Raw genomic sequence first — 21,158 nt, 5'->3', positions numbered from 1 at the left:
GGATGAGCATCGCCGCACTCGTGCCGGGCCTGGGCAGTGCCTTGCTCTACGCTGGGCGCCGGCGCTGGATCGACGCCGTGCTGGCTGCCGTGGCGGCTGTCGCGCTGGCCGGCACGGTCGGCAGTTTCGCTTTGCCTGGCGAGGCGGGCAGTACCCTGGTCTTGTCCGCTTCCGCGCCGCTGGCGTCGCTGGATGGCGTGCGCAGCCTGAAACTGGACGGCGACGGCCTGCGCGCCGCCGAATGGGAGGACCTGCCGGCACGGCCGCTCGCCTGGAGCGTGCCGGCCACGTCCACCATCCGCCTCGCCTTCCCGCGCACGATCGCGCTGGGCCGTATCTTCACGCTGCGCCTGGAACGCTCCTGGCAGGAATCCGGCCGGCTGCAGCTGCTGGCGGAGAACGGCGAGATGCTGGCCGAGAGCAAGGGCGAGGGCGTGCTGTCCGTGCAGTGGCTGCCGCCGCTGGCCGAGCGCCTGGTCCTGAGCGCGCGCTTGCTGGATGCGAACGGCAAGACGGTCGACCAGGGACCGGTGCCCGTCACCGTGACGGAGCCGGCGCCGCTGCAGGTGCGCGGACGCTTCGGCGCTCCATCCTTCGACCTGCGCACCCTGGACGACCTGCTGGGCGCCAGCAATGCCGTGATCGACTGGCAGGTCGAGCTGGGCAAGAACCTGCGCCGTAGCGAAAGCGCACGCACCGATATGAAGGCGCCCGATCTGGAGATCGTCGACGCCGCCTGGTTCGAACGCGCCGGGGACGCCGGCCGCGCGGCCTTGCTGGCACGGGTCGCCGAGGGTGCGCCACTGCTGGTGCTGGGTGCGAATGCGAACGACCCCGGGGTCTGGTCGCGCGGCATCGGCCTGCGCCTGGCGCCGCAGCCGGCCGACCGCAGCATCGGCGCCCGTTTGCCGATGGCGTCGGGCGGCCTGAATCCGGCCATTGGGCGCGCCGGCGAGTGGCAGGGCGAGGATGGCCTCTGGACCCGCGACTGGCACAAAGGCCGCATCGCCTGGCTGGGCGTGGGCGGCTGGCACCGCCACGCGATCGAAGAGCCGCGCGCGCTGGCGCTGTGGTGGCAGGACGTACTCGACCGCCTGCGCGTGCGGCGTGCCGATGACCTGGCCTGGCTCGACCCGATCGAGCTGCCGCTGCCGGAGCGGCGCCTGGAAGTATGCGCACGGGGCGAGGCCCTGGCGAAGTCGGCGTCGCTGGACTTTCCGGCGCTGGCGCTCACGCTGCCCTGGCAGCGCCGCCCCGAGCGTGTCGATGCCGCCTGCGTGGCGGTGTGGCCGAAGCAGCCCGGCTGGCTGGGCATGACGTCGCAGGTCCAGGGCGGCCGCGCGCTGGAGAACGCGGTGTATGTGTACGCGGAGCGCGACTGGGCCTTGTGGCAGCGCGCCCAGCGCCGCGAGGCCACCGCGCGCTATGCGGCCCGCACGCCGGCGCCGGCAACGGGCGCTGCACTGCGCACGCTGCCGGCCTGGCCCTTCGGCCTGGTGTTCGCGCTGGCCATGCTGGGACTGTGGTGGCGCGAACGGCGCTGATCAGAAGTTGTAGTCGGCCCTGGCGTACAGCGAGCGCCCGTTGATCCCGAACGGGCAGGTCTCCCAGCAATAGGTGAAACCCATCTGCGGGAAAGGGGCGGCCTTGACCGGGGCCCAGCGGCTCGGATAGGTGTCGAACACATTGTTCACGCCGACGCTCAGGGCCAGCGCCTTGCTGAAGGCGTAGCGCGCGCTCAGGTCCAGCAGCCATTTTGCGTCCCAGGTCTGCACATAGGGTGCGGTGAAGCCCTGGCCGGCCACTTCGCCGTAGTAATTGGCGCGCGCATTCAGGTTCCACGGCCCGCTCGTGAAGTCGGCCGCCACCACGTGGTGCTGGCGTGGCTGGCCGCGTTCGATCAGCGTGACCTGGGCGTCGTTGAACAACTGGGTGCCGGTCAATACCTTCGATGAGGACTTGCGCGAATCGACTTCCGTACGATTGAAGCCGAGCTGGCCGGACAGCACCAGGGTGCCGTCGGCGAATCCGCGCAGGGTGCGTTCGGCGATCAGGTCGAGGCCGCGCGTGGTGGTGCCGATCGCATTGGTAAAGAACTGGGCCTGGCCGACGCGCAACGGATCCAGCACCGCCTTGATCGGGCAGGCCGAGGCGGTCCGGCAGGGGCCGCTCTCGGGCGAGATGGTGCTGGAGAAGACGATGCGGTCGGCGATGCGGGTGCGCCAGGCGTCGGCGGTGAAGGAAAAGCCGGGAGCGGGGCGCAGCACCAGGCCGGCGCTGGCGCTGCGCGAGGTCTCTTCCTTCAGCGGCGCGATGCCCAGCGCGCGCGTCACCGGACTGCCTTCGCGCGCGGTGAGGGTCTCGGTCAGCACGCCGGCGCCGTTCAGGTTGGTCGATACCGAGCTGTAGAACTTTTGCTGCACGCTGGGCGCACGGAAGCCGGTCGAGACGCTGGCGCGCAGGCCGAGCTGGCGGCTCGGATCGTAGCGCAGCGCCAGCTTGCCGGTGGTGGTGCCGCCGAAGTCGGAATAGCGCTCATGGCGCAGCGCGGCCGCCAGCGTGAGCGGCAGCGCGAACCGGTGTTCGGCGTCGAGGTAGATCGCGCTGTTGTGGCGCGCCTCGTTCACTTCGGTCGCCGGGGTATAGCCGGGGAAGCCCTGGATGCCGGCCGCCGCCAGGTGCCCGGCCTGGTCGAGGATGCGGATCGCCGGGTCGTTGGTGCGGCCGAACTGGTAGGACACCGGGTCGCCGGCCACGATCCGGTAGCCGTCGCGCCGGTATTCGAGGCCGGCGGCCAGCTGCAGCGCCACGCCCGCCAGGGTCAGCGGGCCGCGCAGGTCGAGGTTGACGGTGGTCTGGGTGAAGCGCAGCTTGCCGGTGTCGGCTTCGAGCGGCGACTCGTTGAAGTCGGCGCAGCTGCATTTGGGCTCGTACCAGTAGCTGACGTTGATCGAATTCCGTTCGTGGAAGGCGAGCTCGCTGCGGCCGTGGTTGACGCTGGCGTCGAGGTTCCAGTCGGCGCCGAGGCCGCGGCGGAAGCCGACCGCCAGCGAGGCGTCGCTGACCCTGGTGAGGATGTTCGGCAGGAAGCCGTTCGGGTAGACCGCGGGGACGTTGCGTCCATCTTCCTTCGGCCGGAAGAAGCCGGCGGCGTCGCCGGTGCGGCGCGAGATGCCGCCGAAGGCATACAGTTCGCCGTCGCTGCCGCCGGCCGGCAGCATGGCGTTGGCCCACAGATAAGCGTCCCTGGCCAGCGAATCGCCGATGCGCTGGGTCACGCGCGGCGGATTCACGCGCAGGGTGTCCAGGCCGGCGCGATTGGTCTCGCCGCGGCGTCGGCTCTCGACGGCAAGGTTCAGGTAGCCGCCCGAGGACCCCAGCGCCCAGCCGTGGCTTTCGCCGACGCCGATGGTGTCGCCGTCGCCTTTCGAGGTGGTGCCGCCGGCCACGCTCAGCTGGCCGCCCGGGCCCTGCTTGAGCACGATATTGATCACGCCGGCGATCGCGTCCGAGCCGTACTGGGCGGCGGCGCCGTCGCGCAGCATCTCGATGCGCTGGATCGCCGACAGCGGGATCGCATTGATGTCGGTGCCGGCCGAGCCGCGGCCGATGGTCTGCTGGACGTTGACCAGAGCTTGCTGGTGGCGCCGCTTGCCGTTGACCAGCACCAGCAGCTGGTCCGGTCCCAGTCCGCGCAGGGTGGCGGGGCGGATGATGTCGGTGCCGTCGCTGATGAAGGTGGTGGTGAAGTTGAACGAGGGGTCCAGCTCCTGCAGCACCTTGCCCAGTTCCGGCGTGCCGGCCGACTGCAGGTCCTTCTGGTCGATCAGGCCGACCGGGACGGCGGTGTCGAGTGCGCTCTTGGCAGTAGTGCGCGAGCCGAGCACGATGACGGTGGCGGGGGCGTCGCCGGCGGAGGCGGCCTGTTGGGCCAGGGCGGGAGCGCAGGCTGCCAGTACGGCGGAAGCGAGCACGGTGCGTTTGAGGTGACTGGTCATGGTACTTCCTCTGGTTGGGCCTGTCGGCGGCCAAGCCATCTTGCGCGCCCTATACGAACAGAAATTGAGCAGTGACAACCCATGCCCTGTCATGGCGCAGGGCTGTGTCTATAAAGCAACACTCCTGACTATTTCAAAATAGTAAACACAGGTAGTATCTGTTCCGTTTCCTGAAGACAATAAAAATGGGGTGTCCATGCAACTGGTATATAAAAACGAAAAGCGTTTGTTCGGCCTGATGTTGGTGCTCTCCGGCCTGGTCTGGGCCGGACTGCTGCTCGGCACCAAAGGACTGGTCCTCGTGTACGCCTTGTTCGGCTTCCTGTTCTACTGCTTCGCACAGTCGGCCCTCGTCTCTTACATCAAAGGCACCGGGGTACACATCACGGATGAGCAGTACCCGGACCTGAAGCGGCAGATCGACGCCTGCTGCCGCAAGCTGGATGTCGACAAGGAGCCGCAGGCCTACCTGCTGCAGATGGGCGGCATGATGAACGCCTTCGCAACCCGCTTCCTCGGCCGTGATTTCCTGGTGCTGTATTCGGACGTCGTCGACGGGCTGGCACACAACCCCGATGCGCTGAACTTCTACATCGGCCATGAGCTCGGCCACATCAAGCGCAAGCACCTGAGCTGGACGACCGTGCTGATGCCGGCGTCGGTGCTGCCGCTGGTGGGCGCGGCCTATTCGCGGGCCCGCGAATATACCTGCGATCGTCATGGTCTGGCTGCCTGCGACAACCCGGTGAACGCCGAACATGGGCTGGCCGTGCTGGCCGCCGGCGGCAAGCGCGGGCGCGGACTGAATGCACAGGCCTATGTCGACCAGTCGCGCCAGACCGAGGACTTCTGGATGTCCTTCCACGAACTGGTGGGCGATTATCCCTGGCTGGTGAAGCGGATGGCGGCGGTGCGGGAACTGGCTGCGGGACGCGAGCCGCGCCAGCCCGCGCGCAGCGTGCTGGCCAGCCTGCTCGCCCTGTTCGTGCCGCGCCTTGGCGTGGGTGGCGGCGGCGCGGTGGTCACGGTGGCGATGATCGGCATCCTGGCGGCGGTCGCGATCCCGGCTTACCAGGGTTATACGCAGAAAGCCAGGACCATGGCGGCCTATCATGTCGGCCAGGACGCCACCGTCAAGGTCGGCGCCTATTACATGGTCAACGATGCGATTCCGGCCAAGCTGGAAGACGCGGGCGTGAATCTTGCGTCGAACGATGCTGTCAACGAGGTCCAGTTCGATCCGGACAATGGCCAGCTGCGCGTGGTGACCTCGATTGCCGGCATGCAGGGGCCGGGCGCGCTGGTGTTTTCGCCGTCGCTCGACGCCGACAAGCACGTCGTATGGCGCTGCAGCGGCGAGAACCTGGCCGCGGCGGCGGTGCCGGCCGCCTGCCGCTGATGCCTCAGCCCTGCCGGTCGCGCATCCACTCCTTCAGACCGTTGACCCAGTTCTTGGCCGGCAGGTTGTAGCGCCGCTTGATGTCGGCCGCGCGTTCGTACAGGACCGCGAAATCGATCTGCGGCGCCTCCTTGAAGGCGATGACGACGATGTTGGCGTCGTGGACCTCGGGCAGCCAGACCACGGCGTCGAAGGCCAGCTCCATCGCCTGCAGGTTCTTGTCGTAGTTGATGAAGTCGCCGAATACATTGGCGGTCATTACGCCGCCGTCAACCAGGCAGTCGGCGCAGGCCTGGTAGAACTCGGGGGTATCGAGCACCGGACCGCGCGCCTCCTCGTCGTACAGGTCGACCTGCAGCACGTCGAGCGTGCCGTGGTTGGCAGGGTCCATCACGAAATCGAGGGCGTCCATCTCGAGCACGCTGAGCCGGGCGTCGTTCGGCGGCAGGCCGAAATAAGCGTGGCAGATCGCGATCACGTTCGGATTCAGCTCGGCGGCAGTGACTCGCGCCGCCGGGAATTTCTGGTAGCAGAACTTGGTGAGCGCGGCGCTGCCGAGGCCCAGCTGCGCGATGCGGCGCGGCTGCTGCACGAACAGCATCCACATCATCATCATCTGCACGTATTCGAGTTCGATCGCATCCGGCCGATTGAGCCGCATCGCGCCCTGCACCCAGGAAGTACCCAGGTGAAGGGAACGGACGCCTTCGAATTCGGTGATGGTGGCGGGCGGATGGCCGGGCTGGGAAAAGCGGGGGTCCTGAGCAGGCATGGCGACTTTCAAAATTCGGGGTCAGAGCACATTTATTTTAGCAGTTGAGGCGAACATGGCTGGATCGTCGCGCATGTCTTGCCGAACTGTTCGCAAATTGCGCTGACGCGCCAGAATAATGTGCTCTGACCCCGAATTTCAGGCGGGGCCTGGACCCACCGGCAGGATCATGGTGACGGCGAGGCCGCCGCCTTCGCGGTTGGCGAGCGTGATGCGGCCGCCGTGGGCTTCGGCGATTTCGCGGGCCAGCGCCAGACCCAGGCCGGTGCCGCTGCGCTTGGTGGAGTAGAAGGGCACCAGGGCGTTGGTCAGCACGGCGTCGTTCATCCCGCTGCCGCGGTCGAGTACGTCGATGCGGATCACGTCCTGGACGCGGCGGATCTGCAGTTCCACGTGGTCCGGCCAGGAGCCCGATTCGTGGGCGTTCTTGAGCAGGTTGAGCAGGGCCTGCTCCATCTGCGCGGTGTCGATCCGGGCCGGTTCGGGCGGCAGTTCGCCGATCAGGTGGAACTTGACCTGGCAGGCCAGGCGCGCCACCAGCGCGTCCCAGGGCACGGCCTCGATGCGCGGCGTCGGCAGCTTGGCGAAGCGGGCGTAGCCGAGGATGAAGGTTTCAAGGTGGCGCGTGCGCTCGCCGATCGTCTCGAGGATCTGCGGCAGGCGCTCGGTCTGGCCGCGCCGCACCAGCTCCGCGCCCGAATGCGCGAGCGAGGCCAGCGGGGCCAGGGAATTGTTCAGTTCATGGCTGATGACGCGGATGACCTTCTTCCAGGTCTGCACTTCCTGCCGGCGCAACTCGGTGGTCAGCTGGCGCAGCAGCAGCAGTTCGTGCTTGCGGCCGTTCAGGCTGAAATTGCGGCGTGCGAGGTGGTAGACCTCTTCGTCCTCGCCTTCGCCGGCGGTGAACAGGCCGTCGCCGCCGCGTCCCAGGGCTTCGATCAGGGCCGGCGCCGCCTGCTGCAGCACCTCGTTCAGCGCGTGTCCCTCCAGCTTGCGTCCGCCGGACAGCAGCTGGCGCGCGGCCAGGTTGGCGTAGACGACGGTGAGCCCGGCCTGCTCGCCGCGGTTGGCCAGCTCGGTCACCAGCAGCATGGCCACCGGCGTGTTCTGCACCATGGTGTCGAGCAGCAGCTCGCGCTGCACGAGGTCGAGGCGCTGTTCGCGCAGCACCTCGCCGAGGGCGTTATGGGCGCCGATCAGGTCGGCCAGCTCGTCGTTCTGGCCCCAGTGCAGGCTGAAGGAAAAGTCGCCGTCGCGATAGCTCGCCACCGTCCCTTCGAGGGCGCGAAACAGGGAGAGGATGGGCTGGATCTGCGAGCGGATGGTGATCAGGGCGATCGGCACCACGCACACCAGGCAGATCCCGAGCACGGCCAGCGGCTGGCCGGGCAGCAGGTGGTCGAGGGCCAGCGCGATCAGGATCCCGACCGCCAGCAGCGTGCCGACCAGGGCCGACCAGCGCGTGGCGAGCGAAAGCCTGAAGCGCTTGCCTGAACTCATGCGAGCTCGATGACCACGCTCATGCGGCGCGCGCGATGCCCAGGCGCTCCATGCGCCGGTACAGGGCCTGGCGCGACAGTCCGAGGTCGGCGGCGGCCTGGGCGATCACGCCGCCCGCGCGCGCCAGCGCCTGCACGATGGCGTCGCGGTCCGGTTCCGCATCCGCGCCGTTGCCGGCGGCGCCCGCGGGTCCCGACAGGCCCAGTTCGGCGGGCTTGATGACGTCGCCGTTGGCCAGCAGGCTGGCGCGCGCCATCACGTTCTTCAGCTCGCGCACGTTGCCCGGCCAGCCATGCGCCATCAACGCGGCTTCGGCGCTCGGATGCAGGGTCTTGCCGGGCGGGAGGAAGGACTGGGCCAGCGGCAGGATGTCGCCGGGCCGGCTTGCCAGCGGCGGCAGCTTCAGTTCGATCACGTTCAGGCGGTAGAACAGGTCTTCGCGGAAGGTCCCTAGACGGATCATGGCCTGCAGGTCCGCATTGGTGGCGCTGACCACGCGCACCCTGACCTGGCGTTCGCGGTTCGAGCCGAGACGTTCGAAGCGGCCGGTCTCCAGCACGCGCAGCAGCTTCATCTGCCCGGCCAGCGGCAGGTTGCCGATCTCGTCGAGGAACAGGGTGCCGCCGTCGGCCGCCTCGAATTTTCCTTCCCGCGCTTTCGAGGCGCCGGTGTAGGCGCCGGCGTCGGCGCCGAACAGTTCGGCCTCGATCAGCTCGGAGGGCAGGGCGCCGCAGTTGAGCACCACGAAGGGGCCGTTGCGGACCAGCGAATTGGCCTGGATGATCTCGGCGATGCGTTCCTTGCCGGTGCCGTTCGGTCCCGTGATCAGGATCGGCACGTCGGCGCGCGCCACCTGGCAGGCCAGGCTCAGCACGCGCTCGGTGGCCGGATCGGCCCACACCAGGCCGCGCAGGTCGTAGTTCTGTTCCAGCTCGCGGCGCGCGCGGCGTTCGCGCAGCAGGCGCTGGTTGAGGGCCCGGTTGGCCTGGCCCAGTTCGATCAGGTTGGTCACCGTCGCCAGCAGGCGGTCGTCGTTCCAGGGCTTGGACAGGTAGTCGGCCGCACCGGCCTTGACCAGGTCGACCGCGGCGTCCAGGTGGGTCCAGGCGGTCAGCAGGATCACCGGCAGGTCCGGATGGCGCTTGCGGATTTCGCGGAACAGCGCCACCCCTTCCTCGCCCGAGGTGGTATCGGCCGTGAAGTTCATGTCCTGGATCACCAGGTCGACCGGCTGGCGCGCCAGCAGCGCCAGGCCTTCCTCCGGGGACGCCGCGTGCAGTGCCGCGATGTCGTGCAGCGAGAACAGCACGTCGAGGGCGACGCCGACGGCGGCGTTGTCGTCAATGATCAGAACGGTAGGCATGGGCATGGGCGCTAGCATACCATCGTGTTCAGACGCTGCGGGTGGCGGTGGCCGGGGATATGCTGGCCGCGCGCCACGCCGGTCCGTAGGCCGCCAGCACGCCCAGCGCCCAGAACACCAGCGCACCGCCGATCAGGTAGCCGCCCGGCAGGCGCGCCATCTCCAGTTTGCTCACCAGCAGATGGTTCAGGCCCAGGCCCAGGGCCACGCCGCCGAACACGCCGGCACTGGTGATCATGAAGTTCTCGGCGATGAAGTAGCGCAGGATGTCCACCTTGCGCGCCCCCAGTGCGCGGCGCACGCCGATCTGCTTGCGGCGCTGGGTGACCCACAAGCTGGCCATGCCGACGATGCCGGAGCAGGTGATCAGGAGCAGCAGCACGCTGACGGTGACCAGCATCCAGGACAGGGCGGCGTCGGCGCGATACAGCTCCTTGCGGTCCTGGTCGACGGTCTTCAGGCGCAGGATCATCGGGCTGGCCGAGGATTTGCGCAGCGCCGCCTCGGCTTCCTTCATCACACGGTCGCGCTGGCCGGCCTCGGCGCGGATCGCGTACAGGTTGCCCGGATTGCCGTACACGCGCGCCGGCACGAGGGTCGAATACTCGGAGCGCTCTTCCAGGTTGACGTGGGCGGCCTGCAGGCGTTCGACCACGCCGACCACCTGCACGCCCTGGGCGCCTTCGCCGGTGCCGAAGTACATGGTCTTGCCGACCGCCGGGGCGCCCGGCCACAGCTTCTCGGCCAGCGGCTTGGTGATGATCACCTGGTGCGGGTACTGGTTGCTCTCGTTCTGGTTGACGTCGACCAGTTCCTGCGGCTGGAAGTCGCGGCCTTCGACCAGCTTCAGGCCGAAGGTGTCGATGACCGAGTCGCCCGAGACGAACACCGAGGTGCTGGTGGTCTGGCGGGTCTGCTTGCGGTCGACCGCGACGCTGTTGTTGCTGCCGCTGCGCGACAGCGGCATCTGCGACACGTTCGCCACCGACGCCACGCCCGGCACCGCGCGCAGAATGTCGGCTTCGCGCTTCATGCTGGCCAGCTGCTGCTCGGCGCTGTCGTTGTTCAGGGTGCGCGCGATGATGTAGAAGGTCGCGTGTTCGTCGGACAGGCCGGACGGACGCGCCATCGCGGCGCGGCGCTCGTTCACGATGTGCATGGCGTTGGCCAGGATCGCCAGGCTGAGCGCGACCTGCAGGGCCACCAGGATCGGGCCCGTTTTATTGCGCATCAGCGCGGACAGGATGGGACGGATTTCCATGGATGTCTCCCGTTCGTTTACTGCGATTTGAGTTGGATCGCCGGCGTCACCTGGCAGGCGCGCCAGGTCGGCAGCAGGCCGGCGAGGATGGCCGCCGACACCGACATCACGAAGGTCAGGCCCAGCATCTGCCAGTCCATGTGGGCGACGTTCGCCATGCCCTTGCTCTGCATGCCGATCAGGGCCAGGGCGCCGAAAGCCAACACCAGGCCCAGTCCGCCGCCGACCAAGCCGACCACGCCGGTCTCGATCAGGAACTGGTGGAAGATCTCGCTGCGCGAGGCGCCCAGTGCGCGCCGGACGCCGATCTCGGAAGCGCGCACCGAGAACTTGGCCAGCAGCAGGCCCACCGTGTTCACCAGGCACAGCACCAGGAAGCCGAAGGCCAGCCAGGCGGACAGCTTGCTGTCGTTGCCCACCACCTTGAGCTTTTCCATCCACTCGTTCACGTTGTACAGCATGTTCGGGGCATTGCGCTTCAGGCGGCCCAGCTTGCGCTGCTCCTTGGCGTAGTTGTCGATCCAGGTCTGCAGCTCGGCGCGGTCGCCGCTCGATCGGGTCTCGAACCAGAACTGGATCCAGGTGCATTCCGAGGCCAGCAGGCTGGCGAAGCCGGGGTCGCGGTTGGCGTTGCAGCTCATGCTGCCGGCATGCGGGCTCTCGTGGCGGATCGCGGTCGAGAACGGGATGAAGAACTCTTCCGGCGTGCCGAAGCGGTTACCGCCGATCAGTTTGTAGTAGCGCGGCAGCGGCGCCCAGGTGTCGGTCACGCCGACGATGGTGAAGGGAGAGCCCATCAGCATCAGGCGCTGGCCGACCGGATTGGCGTCGCCGAACATCTTCTCGGCGGTTTCGCGGCCCAGCACCACGACGTCTGCGCCGCGGGTGTCGTCGGCTTCGCTCCAGGCCTGGCCGTGCAGGAAGGGCACATTGAACATGGCGAAGAAGTCGCGGGTCGGCGCCAGGCCGGTGGCCGAGAACGCCGGCATGTCCTTGCGCGGCGGCTCGATCGCCGCCGGCACGCCGTACATCGCGGTGCGGCGCTCGCCCTGGCCGCTCTTGAGCAGGTTGGCGGCGTCCGGATAGCTCATCTGCATATCGCCCGGATCCTCGCCCGGGGTGTAGTCCTCGACCTGGCCGTTGTCGAACTGCGGCACGAACAGGCGGCTGCTCTTTTCCGGGATCGGATCGGCCGACATCACGTGCAGGATGGTCAGCGTGGAGACGCTGGCTGCCACGCCGACGGCCAGCGTCAGCACCATCAGGGCCGTCAGCGCCGGGTTGCGGCGCAGGCTGCGCACACCCAGCTTGAAATAGTAGGCGAACATGGCGGCGCTCTCCTTATGCGCTCACGGTGGCTTTGGTGTCGACCAGGGTCGGCCCGCGGCGCACCAGGTCGGACACCTGGCCGTCGATGATGTGGACGTTGCGGGTGGTGCGCACGGCCAGCTCGGGGTCGTGGGTCACCATCAGGATGGTGGTGCCGGCGGCGTTGATCTCTTCCAGCAGCTCCATCACGCCGCGCGCCATCGCGGTATCCAGGTTACCGGTCGGTTCGTCGGCCAGCAGCAGCTTGGGGGTGCCGGCCAGGGCGCGCGCGATCGCCACGCGCTGCTGCTGGCCGCCCGACAGCTCGGCCGGGTAGTGCTTCATGCGCGAGGCCAGGCCGACCTTGGACAGCGCATCCTCGATGCGCTTCTTGCGCTCGGAGGCGTTGAAGCCGCGGTAGCGCAGCGGCACGTCGACGTTGTCGTACAGGTTCAGGTCGGGGATCAGGTTGAAGCCCTGGAAGATGAAGCCGAGCTTTTCGTTGCGCAGGCGCGAGCGCTGGTTGTCGTCCAGGCCCTTCACGTTCACGCCGTCGAGGACGTATTCGCCCGAGGTGAATTCCTCCAGCAGGCCGGCGATGTTCAGGAAGCTGGTCTTGCCCGAGCCCGAGGGACCGGTCACGGTGACGAATTCGCCTTCCTTGACTTCGATCTCGAAGCCGCGCAGGGCGTGCGTCTCGATCATGTGGGTGCGGTACACCTTGGAGAGGTTGGTCATGCGCAGCATGGTCTTGTCCTTTGATTGATTATTGATTGATCGAGACGCGGGTCGCGTTGTTGAATGCATCGGTGCCTGCCACTACCACTTTGTCGCCCTGCTTCAAACCTTCGATAATTTCGACCGCCGAGACGCTGGTCGCGCCCAGCTTGACCGGGGTGCGGGTGGCGATGCCGTCGCGGACCACGTAGGCGTAGCGGCCGCCGTCCTGTTCGACGAAGGGGCCGCGCGGCAGCATCATGACGTTCGGCTTTTCCTCGATCAGCAGGCGCGCGGTCACGCGCTGGCTCTGGCGCAGGCCTTTCGGCTGCTCGCCGTCGAAGCGCACGCGCGCCAAGACCATGTTCTTGACCACTTCCGGCGACAGCGCCGACAGCTTGCCGGTGGCGGTGCCACCCGGCAGGGTGATCTCGGCGTTCATGCCCAGGCCCATGTCGGCCACATAGGTTTCCGGCACCTCGACTTCGACTTCGAGCTTGGACAGGTCGACCAGGGTCATCAGCGGCGCGTTGGCGGCCACCACCATCCGGTTCTGCACGTTCAGGGTGCCGATGAAGCCGTCCACCGGGGCGCGCACGGTCAGTTCGTCGACGCGGCGCTGCGCCTCTTCCATCGACAGCTTGGCGCGTTCCAGCTCGTTCACCTTGGTTTTCAGGGCCAGCTGGACGTCGTCGCCTTCCAGGACCGCGGCCTGGCCCGCGTGCTTGGCGCGGATCTCGGCCGACTGCAGCGCGTCCTTGGCCTTCTGGTAGTCGATCTTGGCGATCACGCCGACCTGGGCCACGCTCTCGTAGCGCTCCAGGGTGCGCTGGGCCGACAGGCGCTCGATCTCGGCGGTGTCGGCCTCCTTCTGCGCCAGCAGCTTCTGCTTGCGCGACAGGATCTGCTGGCGGGCCACCTCGGCCTTCAAGCCTTCGTAGGCCGAGACTTCGCGTTTCAGCACGTCGGCCAGGTCGGGCGATTCCAGCACCGCCAGCACCTGGCCCTTCTTGACGGTGTCGCCGGCGGCGACCTTCAGGTTGACGGTGGATGCCGCCTTGGCGTACAGGGTCGGGCTGACGGCGGCGACCACGCGGCCGTTGACGGAGGCATCGCGCACCAGGGTGCCGCGGGTGACCTCGGCCACGCGGATGCGGGCGGCGTTGACCGAGGCGTCGCTGCTGCGCCAGGTCGAGAACAGGCCGGCGCACAGCGCGGCGGCGGCGACGGCGGCGCCGATCCAGATGGCGCGGCGCTTGATGGCGTGTCCGGCCGGCGGGGCGATGACGGCGTCTTGATGTGAGGTATCGCGAATCATGGTGTGGACATTCCTGGGTTTGGACAGTGCTGTCATTGCACGATCCGTGCCAGTTCTTAAGTCCTTGATTTATAGAGGGGCGGGTGTCCCGGACGAGTTGTCCGCCGTGTCCGCGCGACCTGTGTTACGGACAGGTCCGGACAGGGCTTGAAATTTTGCCAACAGGCACAATTTCCTGCGCATGAGCCCGAATCCCTTCCTGTCCCTTTCCGCCTGGCGCCCCATGCTGACGCAATTCCTGAGCGGGCTTGCCCCGGTCGAGACCGAGCCGCCCGCCTATCCGTTCGCGCCGACCGACGTCGCCCGGCTGCACCGCCTGACGGCGGCGGACGACGCGGCGATCGACGACCAGACCTGGCGCGACCTGCTGGTCGACCGCTATGCGGACAGCCTGTCCGGAGAGGTCAGCATCTTCGGGCGCCAGGAGCTGCACCGCCGCCTGCGCGCCGGCGCTTCGGCGGAGGAGTGCGCGGCGCGGCGCGGACGCATCGAAGGCCTGCTGCGCGAGCCGGGGCAGCTGGACGGCCTGCAGCGGACCCTGCGTTCGCTGCGCCGCGCGGACACCGAGGTGGCCGGGCTGCTGTTCGATCCGCAGTGGCAGGCGCCGCCGCGGCCGCGCTGGCTGGCCTGGGTGCGGCTGCTGCCGCTCGGCCTGGCCGCCTCGCTGGCGGCGGTGCTGTGGACGCCCTGGGCCTGGATCCCCTTCGGCATCGTGATGTACTTCCTGATGATGCTGCAGATGCGCTACACCGAACAGGTGGGTGCCTGGCGCCGCAGTACCTGGGCGCTGCGGATGCTCTTGCGAACGGTAGCGCTGCTGGATGGCGGCGGGCAGGCGCTGGCGGAAGATTTTTCGGGACGCGGCGCGCGGGCGGGGAAGGTCGGCCGCAGCCTGTCGCGCGGCCTGGTGGCGGAAGCCGTCCCCGACGCGGCGGCCTACGGCGACTGGTTCATGCTGGCCAACGTCAGGCACTACTTCAAGACCGCATCCATCGTGGCCGCCGAGCGCGGCTTTTTGCGCGAATGCTACCGGCTGTGCGCGGAACTCGAGGCCGACGTGGCGCTGGCGCGGCACCTGCGCGGCGTGGGCGCCTGGTGCTGGGCCGGGCGCGGCGACGGCAGGGCGCTGGCGATCGAGGAGGCCGTGCATCCGCTGCTCGAGGGCGGCAATCCGCTCTCGCTGTCGCTGGCGGACAAGGGCGCCTTCATCTCCGGCCAGAACGGCGTCGGCAAGAGCACGTTCTTGCGCATGCTGGGCCTGAACCTGGCCGCCGCGCGCGCTTTCGGCTTCTGTTACGCGCGCCGTGCCGTGCTGCCGGCGCTGCCAGTGGTGGCCAGCATGCAGAACGAGGATTCGCTGCTGGACGGGCAGAGCCTGTACATCGCCGAGCTGGAGCGCGCCCGCGAACTGCTGGCGGCCAGCGAGCGCCGGCCCGTCATCTGCCTGGTCGACGAGATCTTCCGCGGCACCAACCACGAGGAATCCGTGGCGGCGGCAGCGGCCGTGGTGGACGAGCTGGCGGCGCGCTCCATCGTCGTGGTCTCCTCGCACAACCTGGTGCTCGGACCCTTGCTGGCACACCGGCTGGAACCCTGGCGCATCGTGCGGACGCAAGGCGACGGCCTGCGCCTGGAGCCCGGCGTGCTGGGGCAGACCAACGGCGTGGCCCTGCTGGCGCAGCGCGGCTTCGGCGTGGACATCCAGAGGAAGGCGGAGCGGGTAGCGGCCTGGCTGGCGGAAATTCGGGGTCAGAGCACATTTTCGGAAAAAATGGCTTTGTTTTCAGAAGCTTAGCGAAAATAATGTGCTCTGACCCCGGTATCAGGTGCGGGGTTTGGGCCGGCCCTTGGCGATCACTTCGTGGCATTCGCCCTTGATCGTGGCGTTGTCGTAGTCGGTCCAGCCGTAGCTGTCGACGTAGCGCTTGTGCTGCTTGAAGCCGGGGTTCACGAAGCTCCATTCGAGCCGTTCGTCCGGGTAGCGCACGTCGCCCATGTCGAGCAGGGTGTGGAACATGTTTTCGGTCGCCAGTTTCGCCTTGCGGTGCTGCAGCAGCTGGGCGACCTTGTCCGGATAGCGCTCCTGGTAGGCGTCCGAGTACCAGGCGAAGGCCGGGATGTGGAATTCGTACTGCGTGTTGTGGCCGTGGAAGACCAGGCGGCAGCTGTTGTCGTACAGGGTCTGGCCGTGGTCGGCCACGTACAGCATCGAGGCCGGCAGGCCGGTGTCGCGCAGCGAGTCGATCACATGGGCCAGGAACCAGTCGGTGTACAGGATCGAGCTGTCGTAGCTGTTGTTGAGCTGTTCCTTGAGGCGGATGTCGGTATATACCGGCTTGTCGACGCCGTACAGCGAGGGCTGCCATTTGTCGAACTGCTTCGGATAGCGGCGGCTGTAGTTCCAGTGGCTGCCCAGGGTGTGCAGCACCACCAGCTTCTTCGGCGCCGGGTCGAGCAGGGCGTGCCTGAGCGGGGCGAACAGGATCTCGTCGTAGTTCGACTGGTCGCTGTAGCCGCCCAGGTTCAGGAAATCGACCACGTCGGCTTCCTTGGCGAACACCGAGACCGGGGTGTCGAACTTGCCGAACGAGATCTGGTTCGACAGCCAGAAGGTCTTGAAGCCGGCTTCCTTGAAGGCGGTCAGGAAGGATTTTTCAGAGAACCCGTCCTTCAGGCTCTGGATCGCCGGCTTGCGCGAGACGATCACCGGCACCGACAGGCGGGTCGCCGAGACCGAGGTGATCACATCCGGCAGCACCACCAGGTTCGACTCCTGCGCCAGTTGCGGATTGGTCTCGCGCGCATAGCCGTTCAGGCTCCAGCGGTCGTAGCGCGAGGATTCGCCGATCACCATCACCACCAGCTGCGGCTCGTCCTGCGGCCGTCCGGCGTGGGCGTGGAAGCGGAAATGGGCGCTGCGTTCGTTCAGGTCGGCCAGGTAGCGCCGTTCTTTATAGAAGTCGAGCCCGCGCGCCGTCAGGCCGAAGGGCCAGGAGCGGGTAAAGGCGTCCAGGTCGAGCGGCAGGCGGGCCCAGTGCGCGAGCGGCGGCAGGCGGCCTGCGGAGGGCAGGCTGCCCGCGCGCGGCGCGGCGGTCTGCTCGGCAGCGGGCTTCGCGGAAGCGGCCTTCGCCGAGTCGCCGGCCACGCTGGCCAGCGGCGGCGGCGCGATGCCGAAGGTATGGCCATAGCCGAACACCGCCACGCCCAGGCCCAGCACGCCCATCACCACGACGCGCGAGACGTCGTCCCAGTCGAGGTCGCGGGTGCGCCAGGCTGCGATCCAGCTGCTGACGAACCAGGCGAGCACGCCGATGAAGACGGCGCCCAGCAGCCAGACTTTGCTGCCCAGGAATTCCATCGCTTCTTCCGGGCTGGTCTCGGCGATGATGCCCAGATGGTGGGTCGAGATGCCCTGGCCGTAAAAGGCGCGCAGATAGAACTCCACCGGCAGGCCGAGGAAGGCCGGCAGCAGCAGCCAGTGGAAGCGGGCGGGACGCTTGAAGAAGGCCCAGGCCGCGATCCAGCAGACCAGTTCGATGCCCACCAGCTGGCCCGGGTGCGCGACCGGCTCGCCGAACAGCCAGGGGACGAAGGGCATGCACGACAGCACGAGGTAACTCAGCAGCACATACAGGTTGCGCGGACGCAGCAGGGATCGCATCGAAGCCAGGACAGAGAAATAAGTCAGTCATTATCCCGCCTTTGCTAGTTGGAACGCTATTACCTCTGCACAAGGATCGAAAACCGGCGTACACTCGATGTGTCGCCAGCGCGACATTCTTCCGGCAATTTCGCCTATCTTCCGCCCTTGCCGCGGTGCCCGGACAGTAAGTTGGTTGACCTTGACATGGTTCGGGTCTATACTCGCGAGTTCTCGAATTTATTCTGCACATCGTATACGCATCCGAGCCGCTCCCTTTGGTGAGTGGCTTTCTTCGCCTGTACAGGAAGCAATCCGGGACTAGGTTTCAGTCCCCGGGCAGTTGGACAGTCCGGGTCATCAACGTAGTAGCAAATTTTGTTGGATTAAGAACGATGCCAACCATCAATCAACTGATTCGCAAGCCGCGTGAAGCCGCGGTTGTGAAGAGCAAGTCGCCGGCACTGGAAAACTGCCCGCAAAAGCGCGGTGTTTGCACCCGTGTCTACACGACGACCCCGAAGAAGCCGAACTCGGCACTGCGTAAGGTCGCCAAAGTTCGCCTGACCAACGGTTTCGAAGTCATTTCGTACATCGGCGGTGAAGGCCACAACCTGCAAGAGCACAGCGTCGTCCTGATCCGCGGCGGCCGTGTGAAAGACTTGCCGGGTGTGCGTTACCACATGGTCCGCGGTGCACTGGATACCCAGGGCGTGAAAGACCGTAAGCAGGCCCGTTCGAAGTACGGCGCCAAGCGTGCGAAGGCTGCGAAGAAGTAATTCTCCGCCCCCGTCACACCGAGGTCACATTTAATAGTTAAGTTGAGCCGGCCGGAAGGCCGAGTAAGTGAAGGGTCATGAGGGCCTTTCGCGAGTGCGGATTAAGCACTCAACTGAAGACAGGAAGGAATTGAAATGCCACGTCGTCGTGAAGTACCCAAGCGCGAGATTCTGCCGGATCCGAAATTCGGCAACACCGATGTCGCCAAGTTCGTCAACGTTCTGATGCTGTCCGGCAAGAAGTCGGTCGCAGAAAACATCATCTACGGTGCGTTCGAATACATCCAGACCAAATCGGGCAAGGACCCGCTGGAAGTGTTCGTGACCGCGATCAACAATGCCAAGCCGATGGTCGAGGTGAAGTCCCGCCGCGTCGGCGGTGCCAACTACCAGGTGCCAGTGGAAGTTCGTCCGGTTCGTCGTATGGCTCTGTCTATGCGTTGGTTGCGCGAAGCCGCAAACAAGCGTAGCGAGAAATCCATGCCGCAACGTCTGGGTGGTGAACTGATGGAAGCCGCGGAAGGCCGTGGCGGCGCAATGAAGCGCCGTGACGAAGTCCACCGCATGGCTGAAGCGAACAAGGCGTTCTCGCACTTCCGCTTCTAAGCACAAAGCAGTATCCGTTGTTCAGGCCGGGCGCGTTTTGATTTCAAAATGTTGCCCGGTTTTGTCCATTCAAAGATTTAGGAAAATTTATGGCACGCACTACCCCCATTGAGCGCTACCGCAATATCGGTATTTCCGCTCACATTGACGCCGGTAAGACCACCACCACCGAGCGCATCCTGTTCTACACGGGTGTGAATCACAAGATTGGTGAAGTGCACGACGGCGCCGCTACCATGGACTGGATGGAGCAGGAGCAGGAGCGCGGCATCACCATTACCTCGGCAGCGACGACCTGCTTCTGGAAGGGTATGGCCAACAACTTCGAGCCGCACCGCTTCAACATCATCGATACCCCGGGCCACGTCGACTTCACCATCGAGGTGGAGCGTTCGATGCGCGTCCTGGACGGCGCCTGCATGGTCTACTGTGCAGTCGGCGGCGTGCAGCCGCAGTCGGAAACCGTGTGGCGTCAGGCCAACAAGTACAAAGTCCCGCGTCTGGCATTCGTCAACAAGATGGACCGTACCGGTGCGAACTTCTTCAAGGTGTACGAGCAGATGCGTGCCCGCCTGAAGGCCAACCCGATCCCGCTGCAGATCCCGATCGGCGCCGAAGACAACTTCAAGGGCGTGGTCGACCTGGTCAAGATGAAGGCGATCTTCTGGGACGACGCATCGCAGGGCATGAAGTTCGACTACCGCGACGTGCCGGCCGAGCTGGTCGATCAAGCCAACGAATGGCGTGAGAAGCTGGTCGAGACCGCTGCTGAAGCGAACGAAGACCTGATGAACAAGTATCTCGAAGAAGGCGAACTGTCGGAAGCCGAGATCAAGACCGCACTGCGTCAACGTACCATCAACGGCGAAATCGTCCCGATGATGTGCGGCACCGCCTTCAAGAACAAGGGCGTGCAGGCCATGCTGGACGCGGTCATCGAGTACCTGCCGTCGCCGGTCGACATCCCGCCGGTCGGTGGTACCGACGAAGACGACCAGCCGGTCACCCGTAAGGCTGACGACAACGAGAAATTTGCTGCGCTGGCATTCAAGATCATGACCGACCCGTTCGTCGGCCAGCTGATCTTCTTCCGCGTGTACTCGGGCGTCATCAATTCGGGCGATACCGTCTACAACCCGATCAAGGGCAAGAAGGAACGCGTCGGCCGTATTCTGCAGATGCACGCCAACCAGCGCGAAGAGATCAAGGAAGTCCGCGCAGGCGACATCGCCGCTGCAGTCGGCCTGAAGGAAGCGACCACCGGCGAAACCCTGTGCGATCCGTCGGCACCGATCATCCTCGAAAAGATGGTGTTCCCGGAGCCGGTGATCCAGCAGGCCGTCGAGCCGAAGACCAAGGCTGACCAGGAAAAGATGGGCCTGGCACTGAACCGTCTGGCTCAGGAAGACCCGTCGTTCCGCGTGCGTACCGACGAAGAATCGGGCCAGACCATCATCGGTGGTATGGGCGAGCTGCACCTGGAAATTATCGTCGACCGCATGAAGCGTGAATTCGGCGTGGAAGCGACCGTCGGCAAGCCGCAGGTTGCATACCGCGAAACCATCCGCAAGGGTGTTACCGACGTGGAAGGCAAGTTCGTCAAGCAGTCGGGCGGCCGCGGCCAGTACGGTCACGCTGTCCTGAACGTCGAACCGCAAGAGCCGGGCAAGGGCTTCGAGTTCATCGACGCCATCAAGGGCGGTGTGGTTCCGCGCGAATACATCCCGGCAGTCGAGAAGGGTGTTCGCGAGACCCTGACCACCGGCGTGCTGGCTGGCTACCCGGTCGTCGACGTCAAGGTGACCCTGGTCTTCGGTTCGTACCACGACGTGGACTCGAACGAAAACGCGTTCCGCATGGCCGGTTCGATGGCATTCAAGGATGCCTGCCGTAAAGCCAACCCGGTCATCCTCGAGCCGATGATGTCGGTGGAAGTGGAAACGCCGGAAGACTACGCCGGTACCGTGATGGGCGACCTGTCGTCCCGCCGCGGTATGGTGCAGGGCATGGACGAAATCCCGGGCGGCGGCGGCAAGATCATCAAGGCCGAAGTCCCGCTGTCGGAAATGTTCGGTTACTCGACCGTGCTGCGTTCGGCAACCCAGGGCCGTGCGACCTACACGATGGAATTCAAGCACTATGCTGAAGCTCCGAAGCACGTGATGGACGCCATCGTGACTGCCAAGTCGAAGTAATTCAAAGCTGCAAACCGGGGGTGGGACACAATCCTGCGCCCGGTGAACTAACAAATAATTAAATATTGTTCTTTTAAAGGAAGATCAAAATGGCAAAAGGTAAATTCGAACGGACCAAGCCGCACGTCAACGTCGGCACCATTGGTCACGTTGACCACGGCAAAACCACCCTGACGGCTGCAATCGCAACCGTTCTGTCGAAGAAATTCGGCGGCGAAGCCAAGGCCTACGACCAGATCGACGCGGCTCCGGAAGAGAAAGCACGCGGCATCACGATCAACACCGCGCACGTCGAGTACGAG

Annotated in this window: 16 protein-coding genes; 7 read left to right on the top strand and 9 right to left on the bottom strand. The window is 66.1% G+C overall.

Translation table 11 applies throughout. The annotated features are described in order from the left end of the window. Positions 1-2: 2 nt before the first annotated feature. Complete coding sequence (locus tag AC1DOQ_RS24185; protein WP_477370023.1) at positions 3-1,544, top strand: hypothetical protein; 1,542 nt, start codon at positions 3-5, stop codon at positions 1,542-1,544. Here the strand turns inward: AC1DOQ_RS24185 and AC1DOQ_RS24180 are convergent, their stop codons facing one another. Next, the gene (locus tag AC1DOQ_RS24180) at positions 1,545-3,998 is read right to left on the bottom strand and encodes a TonB-dependent receptor plug domain-containing protein (protein ID WP_477370020.1); all 2,454 of its coding nucleotides are present in this window, start codon (positions 3,996-3,998) and stop codon (positions 1,545-1,547) included. It abuts the gene before it with no gap. Positions 3,999-4,194: 196 nt separating this feature from the next. Between AC1DOQ_RS24180 and AC1DOQ_RS24175 the strand changes: the two genes are divergently transcribed. Further along, the gene (locus tag AC1DOQ_RS24175; protein ID WP_477370018.1) at positions 4,195-5,397 is read left to right on the top strand and encodes a M48 family metalloprotease; all 1,203 of its coding nucleotides are present in this window, start codon (positions 4,195-4,197) and stop codon (positions 5,395-5,397) included. A gap of 4 nt (positions 5,398-5,401) precedes the next feature. Here the strand turns inward: AC1DOQ_RS24175 and AC1DOQ_RS24170 are convergent, their stop codons facing one another. From AC1DOQ_RS24170 to AC1DOQ_RS24140, 7 genes are all read right to left on the bottom strand, one after another. Further along, the gene (locus AC1DOQ_RS24170; protein WP_477370015.1) at positions 5,402-6,169 is read right to left on the bottom strand and encodes a spermine/spermidine synthase domain-containing protein; all 768 of its coding nucleotides are present in this window, start codon (positions 6,167-6,169) and stop codon (positions 5,402-5,404) included. A gap of 138 nt (positions 6,170-6,307) precedes the next feature. Next, positions 6,308-7,669 (bottom strand): sensor histidine kinase, encoded by a 1,362-nt coding sequence (locus AC1DOQ_RS24165; RefSeq protein WP_477370012.1) that lies wholly within the window; start codon positions 7,667-7,669, stop codon positions 6,308-6,310. A 19-nt stretch (positions 7,670-7,688) separates the two neighbouring features. Further along, the gene (locus AC1DOQ_RS24160) at positions 7,689-9,032 is read right to left on the bottom strand and encodes a sigma-54-dependent transcriptional regulator (protein WP_477370009.1); all 1,344 of its coding nucleotides are present in this window, start codon (positions 9,030-9,032) and stop codon (positions 7,689-7,691) included. A gap of 28 nt (positions 9,033-9,060) precedes the next feature. Beyond that, a complete protein-coding gene (locus AC1DOQ_RS24155) occupies positions 9,061-10,293 on the bottom strand; it encodes an ABC transporter permease (protein ID WP_477370006.1) in 1,233 nt (410 codons plus the stop codon). Between the two features lie 17 nt (positions 10,294-10,310). After that, positions 10,311-11,621, bottom strand: coding sequence for an ABC transporter permease (locus AC1DOQ_RS24150; RefSeq protein ID WP_477370002.1), 1,311 nt, complete (start codon positions 11,619-11,621; stop codon positions 10,311-10,313). Between the two features lie 13 nt (positions 11,622-11,634). Beyond that, positions 11,635-12,348 (bottom strand): ABC transporter ATP-binding protein, encoded by a 714-nt coding sequence (locus tag AC1DOQ_RS24145; RefSeq protein ID WP_477369999.1) that lies wholly within the window; start codon positions 12,346-12,348, stop codon positions 11,635-11,637. Between the two features lie 19 nt (positions 12,349-12,367). Beyond that, complete coding sequence (locus AC1DOQ_RS24140) at positions 12,368-13,672, bottom strand: efflux RND transporter periplasmic adaptor subunit (protein ID WP_477369996.1); 1,305 nt, start codon at positions 13,670-13,672, stop codon at positions 12,368-12,370. Positions 13,673-13,817: 145 nt separating this feature from the next. On the opposite strand from AC1DOQ_RS24140, the gene AC1DOQ_RS24135 reads away from it, so the two are divergent. Beyond that, positions 13,818-15,431: a MutS-related protein gene (locus tag AC1DOQ_RS24135; protein ID WP_477369993.1), complete on the top strand. Its 1,614-nt coding sequence runs from the start codon at positions 13,818-13,820 to the stop codon at positions 15,429-15,431. 27 nt (positions 15,432-15,458) lie between these two features. Here AC1DOQ_RS24135 and AC1DOQ_RS24130 read toward each other — a convergent pair whose 3' ends face one another. After that, on the bottom strand, positions 15,459-17,297 hold the full coding sequence (locus AC1DOQ_RS24130) for a phosphoethanolamine transferase (RefSeq protein ID WP_477369990.1): 1,839 nt from the start codon (positions 17,295-17,297) through the stop codon (positions 15,459-15,461). 374 nt (positions 17,298-17,671) lie between these two features. Here AC1DOQ_RS24130 and rpsL point away from each other — a divergent pair, with 374 nt between their 5' ends. From rpsL to AC1DOQ_RS24110, 4 genes are all read left to right on the top strand, one after another. Then, a complete protein-coding gene (gene rpsL / locus AC1DOQ_RS24125; protein WP_036240557.1) occupies positions 17,672-18,055 on the top strand; it encodes a 30S ribosomal protein S12 in 384 nt (127 codons plus the stop codon). Positions 18,056-18,190: 135 nt separating this feature from the next. Beyond that, a complete protein-coding gene (rpsG, locus tag AC1DOQ_RS24120) occupies positions 18,191-18,661 on the top strand; it encodes a 30S ribosomal protein S7 (RefSeq protein ID WP_141835730.1) in 471 nt (156 codons plus the stop codon). 89 nt (positions 18,662-18,750) lie between these two features. Beyond that, positions 18,751-20,856 (top strand): elongation factor G, encoded by a 2,106-nt coding sequence (gene fusA / locus AC1DOQ_RS24115; protein ID WP_477369987.1) that lies wholly within the window; start codon positions 18,751-18,753, stop codon positions 20,854-20,856. Positions 20,857-20,945: 89 nt separating this feature from the next. Next, on the top strand, positions 20,946-21,158 hold a 213-nt coding region (locus AC1DOQ_RS24110; protein WP_477369984.1), incomplete at its 3' end, for a GTP-binding protein.

This window comes from Massilia sp. 01N417 (genome assembly GCF_056399645.1).
This window is presented reverse-complemented; position numbering and strand designations above follow the sequence as displayed.

Bases quoted from the DNA above. Each gene is read 5' to 3' on its own strand.
- AC1DOQ_RS24185 (WP_477370023.1), top strand. From the start codon at position 3: ATGAGCATCGCCGCACTCGTGCCGGGCCTGGGCAGTGCCTTGCTCTAC.
- AC1DOQ_RS24180 (WP_477370020.1), bottom strand. From the start codon at position 3,998: ATGACCAGTCACCTCAAACGCACCGTGCTCGCTTCCGCCGTACTGGCA.
- AC1DOQ_RS24175 (WP_477370018.1), top strand. From the start codon at position 4,195: ATGCAACTGGTATATAAAAACGAAAAGCGTTTGTTCGGCCTGATGTTG.
- AC1DOQ_RS24170 (WP_477370015.1), bottom strand. From the start codon at position 6,169: ATGCCTGCTCAGGACCCCCGCTTTTCCCAGCCCGGCCATCCGCCCGCC.
- AC1DOQ_RS24165 (WP_477370012.1), bottom strand. From the start codon at position 7,669: ATGAGTTCAGGCAAGCGCTTCAGGCTTTCGCTCGCCACGCGCTGGTCG.
- AC1DOQ_RS24160 (WP_477370009.1), bottom strand. From the start codon at position 9,032: ATGCCTACCGTTCTGATCATTGACGACAACGCCGCCGTCGGCGTCGCC.
- AC1DOQ_RS24155 (WP_477370006.1), bottom strand. From the start codon at position 10,293: ATGGAAATCCGTCCCATCCTGTCCGCGCTGATGCGCAATAAAACGGGC.
- AC1DOQ_RS24150 (WP_477370002.1), bottom strand. From the start codon at position 11,621: ATGTTCGCCTACTATTTCAAGCTGGGTGTGCGCAGCCTGCGCCGCAAC.
- AC1DOQ_RS24145 (WP_477369999.1), bottom strand. From the start codon at position 12,348: ATGCTGCGCATGACCAACCTCTCCAAGGTGTACCGCACCCACATGATC.
- AC1DOQ_RS24140 (WP_477369996.1), bottom strand. From the start codon at position 13,672: ATGACAGCACTGTCCAAACCCAGGAATGTCCACACCATGATTCGCGAT.
- AC1DOQ_RS24135 (WP_477369993.1), top strand. From the start codon at position 13,818: ATGAGCCCGAATCCCTTCCTGTCCCTTTCCGCCTGGCGCCCCATGCTG.
- AC1DOQ_RS24130 (WP_477369990.1), bottom strand. From the start codon at position 17,297: ATGCGATCCCTGCTGCGTCCGCGCAACCTGTATGTGCTGCTGAGTTAC.
- rpsL (WP_036240557.1), top strand. From the start codon at position 17,672: ATGCCAACCATCAATCAACTGATTCGCAAGCCGCGTGAAGCCGCGGTT.
- rpsG (WP_141835730.1), top strand. From the start codon at position 18,191: ATGCCACGTCGTCGTGAAGTACCCAAGCGCGAGATTCTGCCGGATCCG.
- fusA (WP_477369987.1), top strand. From the start codon at position 18,751: ATGGCACGCACTACCCCCATTGAGCGCTACCGCAATATCGGTATTTCC.